Annotated in this window: 17 protein-coding genes and 1 pseudogene; 7 read left to right on the top strand and 11 right to left on the bottom strand. The window is 45.4% G+C overall.

Going from position 1 to position 16619, the window contains the following annotated elements:
• The 5 genes from hslU to ubiB all read left to right on the top strand — a co-directional run.
• A partial coding sequence (hslU, locus tag B3O33_RS15940; RefSeq protein ID WP_292363950.1) for an ATP-dependent protease ATPase subunit HslU occupies nt 1-787 on the top strand: 787 nt, incomplete at its 5' end.
• Nucleotides 788-796: 9 nt separating this feature from the next.
• Nucleotides 797-1162, top strand: coding sequence for a DUF971 domain-containing protein (locus B3O33_RS15935; protein ID WP_292360244.1), 366 nt, complete (start codon nt 797-799; stop codon nt 1160-1162).
• A gap of 8 nt (nt 1163-1170) precedes the next feature.
• Nucleotides 1171-1917: a bifunctional demethylmenaquinone methyltransferase/2-methoxy-6-polyprenyl-1,4-benzoquinol methylase UbiE gene (ubiE, locus tag B3O33_RS15930; RefSeq protein ID WP_292360246.1), complete on the top strand. Its 747-nt coding sequence runs from the start codon at nt 1171-1173 to the stop codon at nt 1915-1917.
• Nucleotides 1918-1920: 3 nt separating this feature from the next.
• Entirely contained in the window at nt 1921-2523 is a 603-nt protein-coding gene (locus tag B3O33_RS15925) for a ubiquinone biosynthesis accessory factor UbiJ (protein WP_292360248.1), read from the top strand.
• Nucleotides 2520-4187 (top strand): ubiquinone biosynthesis regulatory protein kinase UbiB, encoded by a 1668-nt coding sequence (gene ubiB / locus B3O33_RS15920; protein WP_292360251.1) that lies wholly within the window; start codon nt 2520-2522, stop codon nt 4185-4187. Before B3O33_RS15925 ends, ubiB begins: the two co-directional genes overlap by 4 nt.
• On the opposite strand, the gene B3O33_RS15915 is transcribed toward ubiB, so the two are convergent.
• The 6 genes and pseudogenes from B3O33_RS15915 to B3O33_RS15890 form a co-directional block, all read right to left on the bottom strand.
• Nucleotides 4188-5855, bottom strand: a complete 1668-nt coding sequence (locus B3O33_RS15915) for a formate--tetrahydrofolate ligase (protein WP_292360253.1) — start codon at nt 5853-5855, stop codon at nt 4188-4190. It abuts the gene before it with no gap.
• A gap of 72 nt (nt 5856-5927) precedes the next feature.
• Nucleotides 5928-6536, bottom strand: a complete 609-nt coding sequence (locus B3O33_RS15910) for a UbiX family flavin prenyltransferase (protein WP_292360255.1) — start codon at nt 6534-6536, stop codon at nt 5928-5930.
• Nucleotides 6529-7883, bottom strand: a pseudogene (mpl, locus tag B3O33_RS15905) (UDP-N-acetylmuramate:L-alanyl-gamma-D-glutamyl-meso-diaminopimelate ligase). The gene B3O33_RS15910 and the pseudogene mpl overlap by 8 nt, the downstream one beginning before the upstream one ends.
• Nucleotides 7884-8396 (bottom strand): YIP1 family protein, encoded by a 513-nt coding sequence (locus B3O33_RS15900; protein WP_292360259.1) that lies wholly within the window; start codon nt 8394-8396, stop codon nt 7884-7886. It lies immediately after the preceding pseudogene.
• Between the two features lie 125 nt (nt 8397-8521).
• Entirely contained in the window at nt 8522-9478 is a 957-nt protein-coding gene (locus B3O33_RS15895) for a PQQ-dependent catabolism-associated beta-propeller protein (RefSeq protein WP_292360261.1), read from the bottom strand.
• A gap of 28 nt (nt 9479-9506) precedes the next feature.
• The gene (locus B3O33_RS15890) at nt 9507-10304 is read right to left on the bottom strand and encodes an ABC transporter substrate-binding protein (RefSeq protein WP_292360262.1); all 798 of its coding nucleotides are present in this window, start codon (nt 10302-10304) and stop codon (nt 9507-9509) included.
• Between the two features lie 283 nt (nt 10305-10587).
• Here B3O33_RS15890 and B3O33_RS15885 point away from each other — a divergent pair, with 283 nt between their 5' ends.
• On the top strand, nt 10588-10830 hold the full coding sequence (locus B3O33_RS15885) for a hypothetical protein (RefSeq protein ID WP_292360263.1): 243 nt from the start codon (nt 10588-10590) through the stop codon (nt 10828-10830).
• A gap of 29 nt (nt 10831-10859) precedes the next feature.
• Here B3O33_RS15885 and secF read toward each other — a convergent pair whose 3' ends face one another.
• From secF to tgt, 4 genes are all read right to left on the bottom strand, one after another.
• On the bottom strand, nt 10860-11810 hold the full coding sequence (gene secF / locus B3O33_RS15880; RefSeq protein ID WP_292360265.1) for a protein translocase subunit SecF: 951 nt from the start codon (nt 11808-11810) through the stop codon (nt 10860-10862).
• A 14-nt stretch (nt 11811-11824) separates the two neighbouring features.
• Entirely contained in the window at nt 11825-13681 is a 1857-nt protein-coding gene (secD, locus tag B3O33_RS15875; protein WP_292360267.1) for a protein translocase subunit SecD, read from the bottom strand.
• Nucleotides 13682-13730: 49 nt separating this feature from the next.
• Complete coding sequence (gene yajC, locus B3O33_RS15870; protein WP_292360269.1) at nt 13731-14060, bottom strand: preprotein translocase subunit YajC; 330 nt, start codon at nt 14058-14060, stop codon at nt 13731-13733.
• A gap of 75 nt (nt 14061-14135) precedes the next feature.
• Nucleotides 14136-15242: a tRNA guanosine(34) transglycosylase Tgt gene (gene tgt / locus B3O33_RS15865; RefSeq protein WP_292360271.1), complete on the bottom strand. Its 1107-nt coding sequence runs from the start codon at nt 15240-15242 to the stop codon at nt 14136-14138.
• A gap of 121 nt (nt 15243-15363) precedes the next feature.
• Here tgt and pyrF point away from each other — a divergent pair, with 121 nt between their 5' ends.
• Nucleotides 15364-16056, top strand: a complete 693-nt coding sequence (pyrF, locus tag B3O33_RS15860; protein ID WP_292360273.1) for an orotidine-5'-phosphate decarboxylase — start codon at nt 15364-15366, stop codon at nt 16054-16056.
• Between the two features lie 104 nt (nt 16057-16160).
• Here the strand turns inward: pyrF and B3O33_RS15855 are convergent.
• Nucleotides 16161-16619: methyl-accepting chemotaxis protein (locus B3O33_RS15855; RefSeq protein ID WP_292363949.1), on the bottom strand; the 459-nt coding region annotated here is incomplete at its 5' end.

Genomic DNA, 16619 nt, shown 5'->3' with positions numbered 1-16619 from the left:
GGAGATTATGACACCACCTGGAATGGAAGAACTTACCAGTCAGTTACAGGATATGTTCCAGAATATGGGTAACCAGCGAAAAACCACCCGTAAACTGACGGTAGCAAAAGCCATGCGCTTACTAAGCGAGGAAGAAGCAGCCAAACTGATTAACGAGGAAGACTTAAAAGCAGAAGTCATCCAGCGGGTTGAACAAACCGGCATTGTATTTCTCGATGAAATAGACAAAATCACTCATCGCGGTGAAGGTGCAGGTAGTGGCGCTGACGTTTCCCGAGCCGGTGTGCAACGTGACTTATTGCCATTGGTTGAAGGCAGCACTGTTTCCACCAAATACGGCATGCTGAAAACCGACCATATTCTGTTTATTGCTTCCGGTGCATTTCATTTAAGTAAACCATCTGATCTTATCCCCGAACTTCAGGGTCGATTACCTATTCGTGTAGAACTTAATGCACTGACAACCGATGACTTTGTCAGAATTTTAACCGAACCGGATGCCTCTCTTACTGAACAGTATTCAGCGTTGTTAGGGACTGAGTCGGTCGATTTAAGCTTTACCGCCGATGGCATAAAACGACTTGCCGAGCTGGCCTGGCAAGTCAATGAAAAGACCGAAAACATTGGAGCACGTCGTTTACACACCTTACTCGAAAGACTGCTGGAAGATATTTCCTATGAAGCTGGTGAGGAAGCAGGACAAAAATTTGTTATTGATGAAAATTATGTCAGTCAGCAACTGTCAGAGCTGGTGCAGGATGAAGACCTGTCACGATATATTCTTTAAAGGACTTTTATGAGCCAGGCATCGTTACCAAGCGAAATTCAGTTGCACAAACAGTCCAGGAAACTTGAGCTGGTCTATGGCGATCAACACTATTTACTGTCTGCCGAGTTCCTGCGCGTACACTCTCCTTCCGCTGAGGTCCAGGGTCATGGTCCCGGACAGGAAGTATTACAGGTACAAAAAGAAAATGTTGGCATCAGTAATATTGAACCGGTAGGACATTATGCTATCAAAATCTATTTTGATGATGGCCATGACAGTGGATTGTTCAGCTGGGAGTATCTTTATGAACTTTCCATGCATCAGGATGAATACTGGCAGACCTATCTGGAAAAATTGATGGCTGAAGGCTACGAACGTCAGAGTGATGCCTGAGAGGATATATGGAAGACAATAACACCACGCACTTCGGCTTTAAACAGGTTCCTACCGAGGAAAAGGCCAGACATGTCGCCGAAGTCTTTCATTCTGTCGCTGGTCGCTATGACTTGATGAATGATTTGATGTCGATGGGAATCCATCGGATTTGGAAACGCTTTACCTTGCACAATAGCAATGTGCGACCTGGTGCTAATGTTTTGGATATCGCCGGTGGCACCGGTGATTTAACAGCTCGTTTTGCCGACATGGTGGGTCCAACCGGAAAGGTAGTACTGGCAGACATCAATGCTTCCATGCTGAACGTTGGCCGCGATCGACTTACTGATTTAGGTAAAGCCGGCAATATTGAGTACGTGCAGGCCAATGCTGAAGCTTTGCCATTTCCTGACAATACTTTTGATTGCATCACCATTGCTTTTGGTCTGCGGAATGTCACCGATAAAGACAAAGCTCTTCGCTCAATGCTACGAGTACTAAAACCCGGTGGCAAATTACTGGTATTGGAATTTTCCCAACCTGCCAGCTGGTTAACACCTATCTATGATGCCTATTCGTTCAAGGTATTACCCACATTGGGCAGGTTATTTACCAATGATGCAGAAAGTTACCGCTATCTGGCTGAATCGATTCGTATGCACCCGGATCAGCCCAGTTTGAAAAAAATGATGGAAGAAGCCGGATTTGAACGAGTCGATTTTTTTAATATGTCTTCCGGTATTGTCGCGTTACATAGCGGGTATAAATTCTAGCTCATGAGTCTGTTTTTAAAGCCAATTGAAATGGCATTGAATCATGCATTGCGCTTTGATATGGAAAGCCATCAACAGCTTCAGCGTTTTGCAAAGCGAAGTATCCGTATTGATATCAGCAATCTGAATCTGGCAGTGATGGCCAGATTTACCGAAGACAACATTGTTCTGGACTCAGCCGGAGATGATATCGCTGACTTGATGATCAAAGCGGATAGCTTTGCCTTGTTGAAGCTATTAAAACAGCCAGACAGCTTGTTTTCCAATCAGATACAGATCCTCGGTGATGTTCAATTCGCCAAACAATTACAGGACTGGCAGCAACAGTTTGATTTCGACTGGGAGCAACAGCTCGCCAATATAACCGGGGATGCTCTCGCCTATCCTCTTGCTCAGGGTTTACGTCGGGGGGGTGCCTGGTTGGATGATAATCGGTCTGAGTTAGAAACCAGTGTCGCCGAGTATCTGCGAGAAGAAAGTCACTTCCTGCCCGATAAATCACAAACAGATCGGTTTCTGCAACAGGTAGACATACTCCGTGCCGATACCGATCGGCTTGAAGCCCGAATAAAAAGACTGCAAAACACCATTGAGAGAAAATCATGAAACTCGGTCAGTTCGGACGCTTATTACAAATTAATCACGTGTTGGGCCGTCATCGCCTCGACGAACTGATTCTCGCCATACATTTTTTCCGTCCCTACCGTTTTCTCAGCTGGTTTTCTCCCTATCGATGGCGCCATAAAGCCGACTTGCCCAGAGGCGAACGAATTCGGCTGGCGTTACAGGATTTAGGGCCGATATTTGTCAAGTTTGGTCAGATTCTCTCGACCCGGCGTGATTTATTGCCTGAAGATATTGCTGACTCCCTGGCAAAACTGCAGGATCAAGTTGCGCCTTTTCCCAATGATGTTGCTCTAGCGCTAATCCATGCTGCCTATGAAGAAGGCGAACCGGAACGCATTTTCAGTCATATTGATACCGAACCATTGGCCTCGGCGTCAATTGCCCAGGTGCATGCCGCGACATTGACTGATGGCAAGCAGGTTATTCTTAAATTAGTCCGTCCGGGCATTGAGAAAGTCATCCGCCGCGATGTCGACTTGCTTTATACACTTGCCGGTTTAGCTGAAAAATACTGGTCTGAAGGCAAACGTCTGCGACCACGGGAGGTTGTTGCCGAACTTGAAAAAAATCTGTTTGATGAACTGGATATGTTGCGGGAAGCAGCATCCGCTTCACAGTTGAAACGCCATTTTGCTGATGAACGGTTATTGTATGTTCCCGAAGTCTACTGGTCATTAACCAAACCAAACCTGCTGGTGCAGGAACGGGTATTTGGTGCACCAATCAGCAATATCGCGCTACTGAAACAACATAATATCAATTTGGAATTGCTCGCCACTATTGGAGTGGAAATTTTCTTTACCCAGGTATTCAGACATAGTTTCTTTCATGCTGATATGCACCCGGGCAATATTCTGGTCGACGTCAATAATCCACAATTGCCGCGTTACATTGCCATTGATTTCGGCATTATGGGCACGCTGTCACCTGACGATCAGCGTTATCTGGCCGAAAATTTTCTCGCTTTTTTTAACCATGACTACCGTCGGGTTGCCGAGCTACATATTCAGTCAGGCTGGGTTCCTGCTGAAACGCGAATGGATGAGTTTGAATCAGCTATTCGCAGCGTCTGTGAACCCATATTTGCTCGTCCGCTAAAAGAGATTTCATTTGGGCAGCTGTTGTTGAGACTGTTTCAGACCGCCCGACGTTTTAATATGCAGATCCAGCCTCAATTGGTTTTACTGCAAAAAACGTTGCTGAATATTGAAGGGCTGGGACGGGACCTGTATCCCGATCTGGATTTATGGCAAACCGCCAAACCAATTCTTGAGCAATGGATGAAAGAAAAACTGGGTTGGCAGGCGGCGGTTAAATCGTTGCAGAAAGAAGCACCAACCTGGGCTGAAACATTACCAACCTTGCCACGCATGTTGCATGATTTGACGAAACAAGCCCAGGCGGGTCAGTTACATATGCAGTTGTCATCCAAGGATTTAGATAAAATTCGTCAGGAAGTTCGGCATTCCAGTTATCGAACTGCCGCCGCAGTCAGTGGTGCAGCCCTTATTGTGGGTGCAGCGATAATTAAAGGGCTGGATGGTTATTCATCGAACATGTTGGCCGGCATGCCGGTGCTCAGCTGGATTCTGGGACTTTGGGGTGGATTAATGCTTTATTTCAGCCTGCGGCGTTCTGATTAATCAGAACAAGCCGCTGATCACGCCATTATCATCAATATCAATTCGCTCGGCAGCAGGAATCTTTGGCAAACCAGGCATGGTCATCACATCGCCACACAAAACCACAATAAATCCTGCACCACGCGATAAACGAACATCACGTATGGTGATCACATGTTGCTCTGGCGCACCACGCAAAGTTGGGTCACTGCTGAATGAGTAGGGTGTTTTTGCCATACAAATCGGCAAATCACCATGCAGGGATTGAAACTCGCCCAATTTGTTCAGTACTTTTTTATCCGCGACGATTTCATTTGCTCCATACAATCTTGTCGCAACGGCACTGATTTTGTTCCACAACGTCTCATTATCGCTATACAGCAATTCACATTTACTCGATTGCTGTAGTTTTTCCACCACTGTCTGTGCCAGTAACTCTGCCCCTGCTCCACCTTGAGCCCAATGTCTGGCCAAAACAGCAGTTGCCCCCATGGTCTCCACAGCATCTTTAATCAACGCAATTTCCGCATCACTGTCCTGAATGAAATGATTGATTGCCACAACACATTCCAGGCCGAACTCGTTTTGTAAATTGTGTAAATGCTTACGGAGATTGGTTAGCCCCAGCTCAAGCGCAGATAGATTTTCAGCGGCCAGATCAGGAACATTAATGCCGCCATGATATTTCAAAGCTTTAACAGTCGCGACCACTACAGCCAAATCCGGACGAATACCGGCTTTACGGCACTTGATATTAATGAACTTTTCAGCGCCGAGATCGGCTCCAAAGCCGGCTTCAGTGACTACATAATCGCTCAGTTTTAACGCCATTTTAGTGGCGATAACCGAATTGCAGCCGTGTGCAATATTGGCGAAAGGTCCACCATGTACAAACGCCGGATTATTCTCAAGTGTCTGTACCAAATTCGGCTTAATGGCTTCTTTCAGCAATGCGGTCATGGCACCGTGAGCATTGAGCTCACTGGCATAGCGCGGCGTACCATCGGTTGAATAGCCAATTAGGATATTCCCCAGTCGTTGTTTCAATTCGCTTAATGATGCTGCCAGACAGAAGATTGCCATCACTTCCGAGGCAACCACAATATCAAAACGGTCTTCCCGGACGAAACCGTTCGCTGGCCCCCCCATTCCTATTGTGATTTGACGTAAGGCCCGGTCATTCATATCAACAACCCGTTGCCAGGTTATTTTACGGGTATCCAGCTGCAAGGCATTGCCATGATGAATATGGTTATCAATCATTGCTGCCAACAGATTATGTGCGGCAGCGATGGCATGAAAATCACCGGTAAAGTGCAGATTGATGTCTTCCATCGGAACCACCTGCGAATAGCCGCCTCCAGCCGCGCCACCTTTCAAACCAAAGCATGGGCCCATGGAAGGTTCACGAACACAAACCGTAGCTTGTTTGCCAATACGGTTTAATGCGTCGCTAAGTCCAATGGTAGTAGTGGTTTTGCCTTCGCCGGCCGGCGTTGGGCTGATGGCAGTAACCAGAATTAATTTGCCATCGGCTTTGTCTGCCAAATCGTCCATCACCTGCAGAGAGACTTTGGCTTTATAACGACCATAGTTGTCCAGATCATCCTCCTGCAAACCTAATTTTTGCGTGGCGATCTCGGTAATATTCTGCATTGTTGCTTGTTGGGCGATTTCAATATCTGACATGCTATTTTCCGAATTTTGACTCTGCGGGCATTATACGCGAGTTAATCTTTAGCCCTGTATCCGGGCCGATAATTATTCGCCCCAGCGAGGCATTAATTGGTGTTCGATACCGGCTTGATCAAGAATTCTGGCTACCACAAAATCAACAATATCTTCTAGCGTTTGCGGCCGGAAATAAAAGCCGGGATTAGGCGGCATGATGCATACCCCAAGCCGGGATAATTTCAGCATATTTTCCAAATGAATCGCTGAAAATGGCGCTTCCCTTGGAACCACGATCAATTTTCGCTGCTCTTTGATCATCACATCCGCAGCACGATTTATCAGGTTATCGCTGCCACCACAGGCAATAGCCGACAGTGTACCCATGGTGCATGGACAAACAATCATCGTCGGGACTGAATGAGAACCGCTGGCCAGTGGTGAAGACCATTGCTGCTCGCCATATAGTTTTATCTGATCCACTTGGCAATTAAACTGCTTCTCCAATACTTTAGTGGCATCTGCGGCGCGAGATGGTAATTTCCAATCCAGTTCATCTGCTAATACAATCCGGCCAGCAGCGGAAATCATCAGATGCACGGTTATTCCCTGCAGCAACAATTGCTCCAGTAAACGTTTGGCATACGGCGCACCCGATGCACCGGTAATGGCCAGTGCAATTTGTCGAGGATCAGTCATCGGCTAATGCATCCAGAATTTTTTGATGAATACCACCAAAGCCACCATTGCTCATCACCACAATATGATCACCTGGTTTGCTTTGCCTGACTAAGTGAGCGACGATATCATCAATACTTCGATGCAAGACTGAGGTATCACCCAGCTGCTGTTGAATGTTATCTAAAGACCAGGATAATTTGGGATCCTGATACAGGATAACTGCGTCTGCTGCTTGTAATGAGCTGGCTAAAGTCAGTTCATGAACGCCCATTTTCATAGTATTGGAACGCGGTTCTAATACGGCGATCAATCTTTGCTGACCAATATTTGCCCGCAAGCCTTGCAAGGTTGTGGCAATCGCTGTCGGGTGATGGGCAAAGTCATCATATACTTTTATGCCACGACATTCGCCCCGAAGTTCCAATCGGCGCTTCACACCTTTGAACTGGTTCAGGGCTTCACAGGCATGTTCTACGGTCACCCCAACATGATGTGCGGCAGCAATGGCCGCCACAGCATTATTCACATTATGCCTTCCCAGTCGAGACCAGTTCACTGTGCCGTTTTGTTGTTNNGTTGTACAGTGAAATGATGCCCATCTTCTGCAATTTCATGTAATTGCCAGTCTGCCTGCTCCCCATCCATGGACTGTCTGGGTGTCCAGCAGCCACGATCAAGGGTCTGCTCTATTGCAGGAATAGAATATGGTGTAATCACCAAACCCTCTGATGGCACGGTACGTATCAGATGATGAAACTGTGTTTGTATGGCAGCCAGATCGGCAAAGATATCCGCATGATCAAATTCCAGGTTATTAATCACTAAAGTGCGCGGATGGTAATGGATAAATTTGCTGCGTTTATCAAAAAACGCTGTGTCGTATTCGTCGGCTTCAATAACAAAAAACGGTGTATTTCCTGTTGACGCCGATTGACCAAAATTACCCGGCACACCGCCGATCAAAAAGCCGGGTTGCATGCCGGCATATTGCAGAATCCAGGCCAGCATACTGCTGGTTGTGGTTTTACCGTGAGTTCCTGCGACGGCTAATACCCAACGATTAATAAGAATATTTTCCGCCAGCCATTGCGGCCCGGAAATATAAGGTAACCCCTGATTGAGCACATATTCTACAGCAGGATTTCCACGCGACATTGCATTGCCCATGACAACCATATCAGGCGCCGGTTGCAGATGTTCCGGTAAAAAGCCCTGCATAACCTCAATGCCGGCATCAGCTAACTGATCACTCATCGGGGGATAAACATTGGCATCCGAACCTGAAACCGTAAACCCACGTTCACGAGCTAATAAAGCAAGTCCACCCATAAACGTACCGCAGATACCTAAAATATGAATATGCACTCAGGCAACTCCAGACATAACGAGACCATTCAATATAATAGCCAGCACCACATATAAAATTGTCAAGGCAACTGCTTTTGGAGCAGATATTTCAAGTGCACGACGAATGATATGCGCTGTAACCATCAAGCTCCAGAACATCACCAGCATCAATGCAAATAAAATAAAGTTTGCAGTATCTGACTGTTCAGCATACTGACGAAATGCCCATAACAACGGCATTGCCAGCAACCCCAATATGCTGCCTGTGCCAGCCATTGCCATCAACGTCTGTTGATATCGCGGCATATAATGATTGAAGCGGAGCAGAAAATACAGGAATGTCATTAAGACAATCAGATCGGTTACCCCAACCCATAAGCTGATTCGCATGGACATATCAATCTGGTTCATTGATACGCTGACGATGAAATAGGCAAATAGAACCAATCGCAGTAATTGATTATTCGCTGGAAGACTATCTGGCCCTGAACGGAACAGGCAAATGTCAGTAAATCGCAGTATAAATTTCATGTGCGGCATCATAGCGCGTCAGCAATGGTTCACAAAATATTTCTTGTCTCTTTTATATTTTCAACCATAAAAAAACCCGGCGACGCCAAACGCTGCCGGGTTTAATTTTAGTTAACCTTTTACTCTCAGTCGTCCAGAGCAACGCCCCATGGGAAAGCGCCGACTTTAATCGTTTCAATGCGTTCCTGTTTAGCCGTATCAACAACTGATACTGTGCCATCAACACCATCAGCCGTATAAAGTCTGGAACCGTCTTTAGAAAGATCCAGTCCCCATACCCGTTTCCCAACTGGCACATTACCTTTTAATTCAAGTGTTTCTGCATCCAGGAAAGCCACTGAATTGCCGCGGCCGGTGGTGACATATAGCATTTTATCATCGGGGCTGACTTTGATATCCATTGGTTTGGAATTTTCAACATCAATAGCCGCTTTTTTGATAATTTTGTACGTTTCCATATCAATGATGGCAACTTCATTGCCAATTTCGCTGGTTGCGTACGCCAAACTACCATCGCTGTTGAATGCAAGGCCACGCGGGCGGGCTGCAACAACCAGATTTGCTACTAATTTATAGTTTGTGGTTTCAATGATATGCACCATATTACTGGACTCACTGGTGACTAATGCATATTTCCCAGTAGGCGAGACAGCAACACCTTCTGGCTCTATTCCGACTTTCACAACAGCCAGTTTTTCATTACTTTTCGGATCCAGGAACGTTGCTTCACCATCATCTTCGTTGGAAATAACAATATGACCCGTTACAGGATTCACGCCAAAGGTTTCAGGATCATCGCCCGAATCCAGTGTTTTAAGGACTTCCAGGGTATTTACATCAACAACAGCAATAGCATTATCATCACTGATAGCAACATAAAGAAATTTTTGATCCGGTGACAGACCGATACCACGTGGACGTTGGCCAACATCAATCGTGGCTTCAACTTTATTGGTGCGAGAGTCAATGACACTTACCGTATTATCTCTTTCATTCGTCGCGAACAAGCGATTTGTCGGTTCAGCTACGGCAGCAGTGCTCGCCACGATCATTGAACTCAGTAAAAGTGTTTTAAATTTCATTTATTGTTCTCCTGATTATTTCTCAACTTTATTTGCAGGTTACTTTGCCAAGACTGTCCAATCCGCCTTTAAAACCACGCAGCGGTGCTTCAGCAAGGATTTTATTATCATTATCAACGAGTAATAGAATCTGGCGTAACTGACCATTTTCTCGGAAGTTTGCGTTGTCACCTTTTTGGCCATCAAAAACCAGATCGGTTTTAAGGTGATTCAACATAAATGCCGCATCATACTGCATGGTTTGCACAACGGAATCAGCAATCATTTTAGTTCCGGCCCAGCCAGCCCAAGCATCATCAGACATTTCTTCACCTTGATTTTTCTCAAAACGGCTGTTCAGCTGTCTCGCTGCAAATTTTACAAAATCCTGGTGCCAGCTCTGTGCTTTAGCAGGTTTATCCGGATTTTTTTCCTGCCACTGTGCCAAAGCATCGGCACGCATCTGCTCGCTGGGAGTGACATGAAATAAATTGGGTAAACAAGCTTCCCGCAATTTATCAGAAGTCGAGTTAAGGTTAATTATCGGGACAGCAGCATACTTGTCTGTCTGAGCAACTTTCATGGTGAACTCATCATCAGTTGCCAATAACAATACCGTTTCTATATCAGTTGTCTCAAGCGCCTCTGGCTCGACAACTTCAAGTTGATATTTTTGTCCTAAAAATCCACCCTGCAGATTGGCCTCTTCAATTCCCTGCTGTACTCCGAGCCAAACCTGACCTTCTGTCGGGCCCACATAATGCATGGTGACATCGATTTCTTCTGCAAAGCCCAGTTGTGGCCAGACAAAAGCCAGGACTATGCCATACTTTTTTACGTGATTCATCCATCTCTCCTTCCACTACAAATCCATCTTTAAGATACTGACTTTGATTGATTAGATAATCAGAAAAATCCTTAACGATTAAGGAATTTATCCCACCACACCACATCGTTAAAATACATTTTACTTTTATAACAACAACTTAGAAACAATCCGCTGTGGTTAACAATTCATTTAATATAAATAATGGCTGATATGAACCACTTCCAGATATAAAAGCATTATTTTTCCTCAAGAATTACATCGCTGTGTCGTTAACAGTTTTACTAGACACAGAGTGAATCAAATGAAAAATAAATCACTGGAGCTGGATCTCAGGCAAATCATGCAAGGTTTGGAAGAGTTTGCCACGTTCATGAGTTACCAAAGTAACTATGAAGGTTTACGCATTCTAAAAGTGGAAACCCATCATGAAGACAAACAACATGATCCAATGAACATTATTCCGGATAATGTTGTATCCATGGAAAAAGCCCGAATTACCCGGACTGATTTCATTGAAGAGCTTCCTGTTAAAAGGTACCAATAAAAAAGGCCCGTATCACGGGCCTCATTTTACTAAACCTGGCTTCCATCAGGATTAATCTCGTTATCCTCATCTTTCTCCGGCGGCATCAAATCTGTTTTGGTGACACCCATCAATAACACGGCCGTACCCGCCACATAGATTGAAGAATAAGTACCCACCAAGATTCCAATCAATAAAGCGGTCGCAAAAGCATGAATTACTTCGCCACCAAAAATAAACAAAGCAAACACAACGAGTAAGGTCGTCATCGATGTCATGATTGTTCTGCCGAGTGTTGCATTTATCGAGGTATTAATCACTTCAAGCGGTTCCGCTTTACGCATTTTTAGAAAGCTTTCTCGAATCCGGTCAAATACAACGATAGTATCGTTCAGTGAATAACCAATAACAGCAAGTATAGCGGCCAGTACAGTGAGATCGAAATCCAGTCGGAATAACGAGAAGATACCGACAGTTATTATGACATCGTGAACCAGAGCAAGAACTGAAGCTATTGCAAAACGATATTCAAAACGCAGAGCCACATAGATCAGAATACCAATCAAGGCATAAACCATTGCCAGACCACCATCCTCAGTAAGCTCTTCACCCACTTGAGGGCCGACAAATTCTACCCTTCTTACTTCTAATGCATCAGTTTGCTCAGACTGTAATAGCGCAACAACTTTATTACTGAGTTCAGCCATATTTTCCGTCTCAATCACCGGAAGACGTATAAGTACTTCGGTTAATGAGCCAAAATTCTGCACCAAAGCGTCCTCAAAACCGCCCTGTTCCAATGTAGTACGAATCTCACCTAAATCGACAGGTTGTGGATAACCGACTTCAATCATGGTGCCGCCGGTAAAGTCGATACCGAAATTCAAGCTGTTAGTGACAATCGAATAAACTGAAATCAGTAACAGGATAGCCGAAAATGCTAAGGCAAACTTACGTATACCAACAAAATTAATGTTTGTTTCTTTGCTTAATAGATGCATGACACAAGCCTTAATTAAATAGACAGTTTTGGTCGTTGTTGACGACCATAGATAAGGTTAACGACCATGCGAGTACCAACAATTGCAGTAAACATCGATGTCAATATGCCCAGAGAGAGAGTAACGGCAAACCCTTTAATTGTCCCTGTTCCGAATCCAAACAACACAATTGCAGCGATCAATGTCGTAATATTCGCATCGGCAATCGTTGAGAACGCTTTTGAATACCCCGCATCAATACTGGCTCGCGGGCTGTTACCGGATCGTAATTCTTCACGGATACGCTCAAAAATAAGTACGTTGGCATCTACAGCCATACCCACCGTCAAAACGATCCCGGCAATACCAGGCATGGTAAGCGTTGCCTGTAACATGGATAACAAAGCCACAATTAACACCAGGTTGGCAGCCAAGGCCAGATTGGCCACAGCACCAAATACCCGATACCAGATAATCATGAATACAAGAACAAGCGCAAAACCAATCATCACAGAGGCAAAACCCTGATCAATATTTTCTTGCCCTAAACTAGGACCAACAGTTCGCTCTTCAACAATATCAATCGGCGCAGCCAAGGCACCTGCACGCAGTAATAAGGCAAGATCACGTGCTTCAGTGGTGCTATCCAAACCCGTAATCTGAAACTTTTTACCTAACTGGTCACGGATAGTGGCAACGCTGATAATCTCAGGAAGCTGACGCCTTACACTGACCTCTTCACCATCTATGATCTGGGTTTCAATTTTAGATTCAATAAAGACAACCGACATCGGATTGCCGATATTGTCACGGGTAATATTGCTGAAGATACGCGCACCTTGACCATCCAGTGTCACAGAAACGGCTGGCGATCCGGATTGACCATCTATCGTTGAAGCAGCATTGATGACATGTTCGCCAGTCAGCATTACCCGCTTGTTTAACAGATAAGGTCTGCCATCACGATGATAAAACAGTTCTGAGTTTGCGGGAACACGACCATTCAAAGCATCTTGAACATCATTTTCAAAATCCACTAAACGAAATTCCAGTGTTGCCGTAGCACCCAGGATCTTTTTCGCCTGAGCCGTATCCTGAACCCCTGGAAGCTGTACAACAATACGCTCTTGTCCTTGCTGTTGAACTGTCGGTTCAGCCACGCCCAGCTCGTTAATACGGTTGCGCAGAGTGGTAATATTCTGTTGTAAAGCCAATGTTTGCGTTTCACGCACTGTTGCTTCATTCAACTGAATGGCCACCGTTGGACGATCCGCATTTTCATCAATTACGGCAATAAGTTCATTGTGTTCGCGATTGATTTCACTGACAGCTGCATCACGATCAGCTTCCTGGCGGAACCCGAAGGTCAACACATCACCATTCACATTCACCTGCGTATAACGAATCGTCTTGTCACGAAGCAAAATACGAATATCGCTGGCGTAGCTTTCAAGTGTTTGCTTCAACACTGTGTCCATATCCACTTCCATCAGGAAATGCACACCACCACGTAAGTCAAGACCGAGATTCATGGGTTTCGCACCCATCGAGCGCAGAATTTGCGGTGTATTGGGCGCTAAATTCAACGCGACAATATAATCATCATCACTCAGGCTTTGTTGAATAAGCTCACGGGCCTTGAGCTGTTCATTCGCATCACTGAAACGAATTAATAAACGATTTTCTTCCAGCACAACGCCTTTATAGGGAATATCGGCTTGTTTCAGTGTGGATTCGATTTCATTGACTAATTGCAAATCAACACTGTTTAGTCTTCCAGCGGAAACCTGTACAGCAGGGTCATCACCAAAAAGATTTGGCATTGCGTAGATAATGGCCGTGACAATGACGACCACAACCAAGAGATTTTTCCAGAGGGGGTATCGGTTCATTTTAAGATCCAGATATCAAAAAGGCTGCTCTCCGGCAGCCTCTTCATATTTACAGTTTTTTCAATGTGCCTTTAGGAAGCACTGAATTGATTGATTCACGACGCACTTTAACCTCAACCGCCTCAGCAATTTGCAGGTTGATAGCATTGTCGTTAATTTCGTTAATTTTCCCCATCAAGCCACCATCTGTAACCACTTCATCGCCTTTAGCCAGCGCTTGTTGCATTGTGCGATGAGCTTTAGCTCGTTTTTGCTGGGGACGAATCAACATCACATAAAACAACACCAACAAGATGATCGGGAAAGCAAAGTCCAACAAACCTGGTGATCCAGATTGTGATGCCGCTTCAGCAAAAGCAGGTGAAATCAGAAAATCCATCGTATTTCCTCTAAACTGATAAATAAAAGACAGTGATTATGCCACAGCCAACTTCTGTCTGATAGCCAATTACTATCATTGGGGACGTTGTTGTCGCATTGCATAAAAAGACTCGCGGAACTGTTGCAAAGAGCCCGATTCAATCGCCCCCCTGAGTTGCTGCATCAAGCGTTGATAATAATGCAGGTTATGAATGGTATTCAGACGAGGCCCCAGCATTTCACCAGTACGATCTAAATGATGCAGATAGGCACGACTATAGTTCTTGCAGGTATAACAATCACAATATGGGTCCAATGGACCTGTGTCTGTTTTATGACGACTGTTACGGATCTTGATCACGCCCTCATGCACAAACAAATGCCCATTGCGGGCGTTACGGGTTGGCATCACACAATCAAACATATCCACACCCAGGCACACCGCCTCAACCAAATCTTCAGGTCTTCCGACCCCCATAAGATAACGGGGTTTATCAGCCGGCATTTTATCACTCAGATGCTCAAGAATTCTTAGCATATCTTCTTTTGGTTCGCCAACTGACAAACCGCCAATGGCATAACCATCGAAGCCTATTTCCGTCAGTCCTGCCAAGGATTCATCGCGTAAGGCTTCATGCATACCGCCCTGAACAATCCCGAATAATGCCGAAGGGTTATCCCCATGAGCAGCCTTGCTTCGTTCGGCCCATCGAAGCGATAACCGCATGGAACTGGCAGCCGTTTTTTCATCAGCTGGATAAGGTGTACATTCATCAAAAATCATTACAATGTCACTTCCCAGTGCCCGCTGCACTGCCATCGATTCTTCGGGTCCCATAAAGACTTTATCGCCACTGACCGGTGAACGAAAATGTACACCTTGCTCTGTGATTTTGCGCAAATCTCCAAGACTAAAAACCTGAAAGCCACCTGAATCGGTCAAGATGGGTTTATCCCAGCGCATAAAATCATGCAGATCACCATGCTGCTGAATAATATCCGTGCCGGGGCGCAACATCAGATGAAAGGTGTTACCCAGAATAATTTCAGCGCCTGTAGCTTTGACCTCTTCTGGCGTCATGGCTTTTACCGAACCATAGGTCCCGACGGGCATAAACGCCGGCGTTTGTATATTGCCTCTGGCAAAACTCAATTGTCCGCGCCTGGCCAGTCCGTCTTGTGCTGAGGTAACAAATTTCATTGAATCAACCCATCAAAAATTGGCGCACAGGATAGCATTATCATCAAGGTTGGAGTGAAATCAGACGCAAAAGACGGCCAGTTAAGGTAGGATCTGCATTGAAATTTTAGTGGAAATCAGCATGACTCAATCAAATATCATTGTCGCTTTGGATTACCCTGATGCAAATTCAGCACTTGCTATGGCTGAACAACTTGATCCAGCGCGGTGTAAGCTTAAAGTCGGCAAGGAATTGTTCACCCGAAGTGGCCCGGAAATTGTCAAAAATCTGCAGCAGGAAGGTTTCGATATATTTCTGGATTTGAAATATCACGACATTCCTAACACCGTTGGCAAAGCCTGCGCTGCTGCAGCCGATTTAGGTGTCTGGATGATGAATGTGCATACCCTGGGTGGACCGGCGATGATGTCTGCAGCCCGGGAAGCCATTGGCAGCCATCATGACGCTCCTTTATTAATAGGCGTTACATTGCTCACCAGTATGGATCAACAAACTTTCGAAGCAATTGGTTTACAGGGCACTATCCCAGAAACGGTATTACGTCTCGCCGTAATGGCTGCAGATAATGGATTGGATGGTGTTGTCTGCTCAGCACACGAAACAGCCATGTTAAAAGCTGAGCTGGGGAGCCAGTTTCAACTAGTGACGCCGGGGATTCGTCCGTCAGGAAGCACTAAAGGTGATCAACATCGTATCATGACACCCGCGCAAGCCATCAAGGCAGGCAGTCATTATCTTGTTATCGGTCGACCGATTACCAGTGCCGCTGACCCCATGCAAAAATTGACCGAGATAGAAAACGAATTGCGATGAGCTCTGGGGGCTTGCTGATCAAAAAACTGCTGTGATGGAAACCCGCATAAAAAAGCCCGCATTGTAAGCGGGCTTTTTTACGCCAATAGCCGGAGTTATAGAGACTAAACTTTAAATTTAGCGGAAGCATCCTGCAATTGAGAAGACAGACTGCTAAGCGTATCTACCGCTTCGGAAGTCGCTCTGGCACCATCTGCAGTGTGGTCAGCAATCTGACTGATATTCACAATACCACGATTGATATCTTCGGCTACTGAGCTCTGTTCATTTGCCGCATTGGAAATCTGTGTACTCATTTCATCCATGGTAGAAATCATCGCAGTAATCGTATCCAAAGCAGAACCGGCACTTGCCGCTTTTTCAACACTGGTCTTGGCACTTTCGCGACTTTCATTCATCACTTTTACCGCAGCGCGTGCTCCCTGCTGTAATCGTTCAACCATTTCTTCAATTTCATGTGTTGAAGATTGCGTTCTGGCAGCCAGAGTCCGAACTTCATCCGCTACAACAGCAAAACCACGGCCATGTTCACCCGCACGTGCAGCTTCAATCGCAGCATTCAG

This window comes from Methylophaga sp. UBA1464, from assembly GCF_002325665.1.
Lineage (GTDB): Bacteria > Pseudomonadota > Gammaproteobacteria > Nitrosococcales > Methylophagaceae > Methylophaga.
Note: the sequence above shows the minus strand (reverse complement) of the source record. Positions and strands in the feature narration are given on the sequence as shown.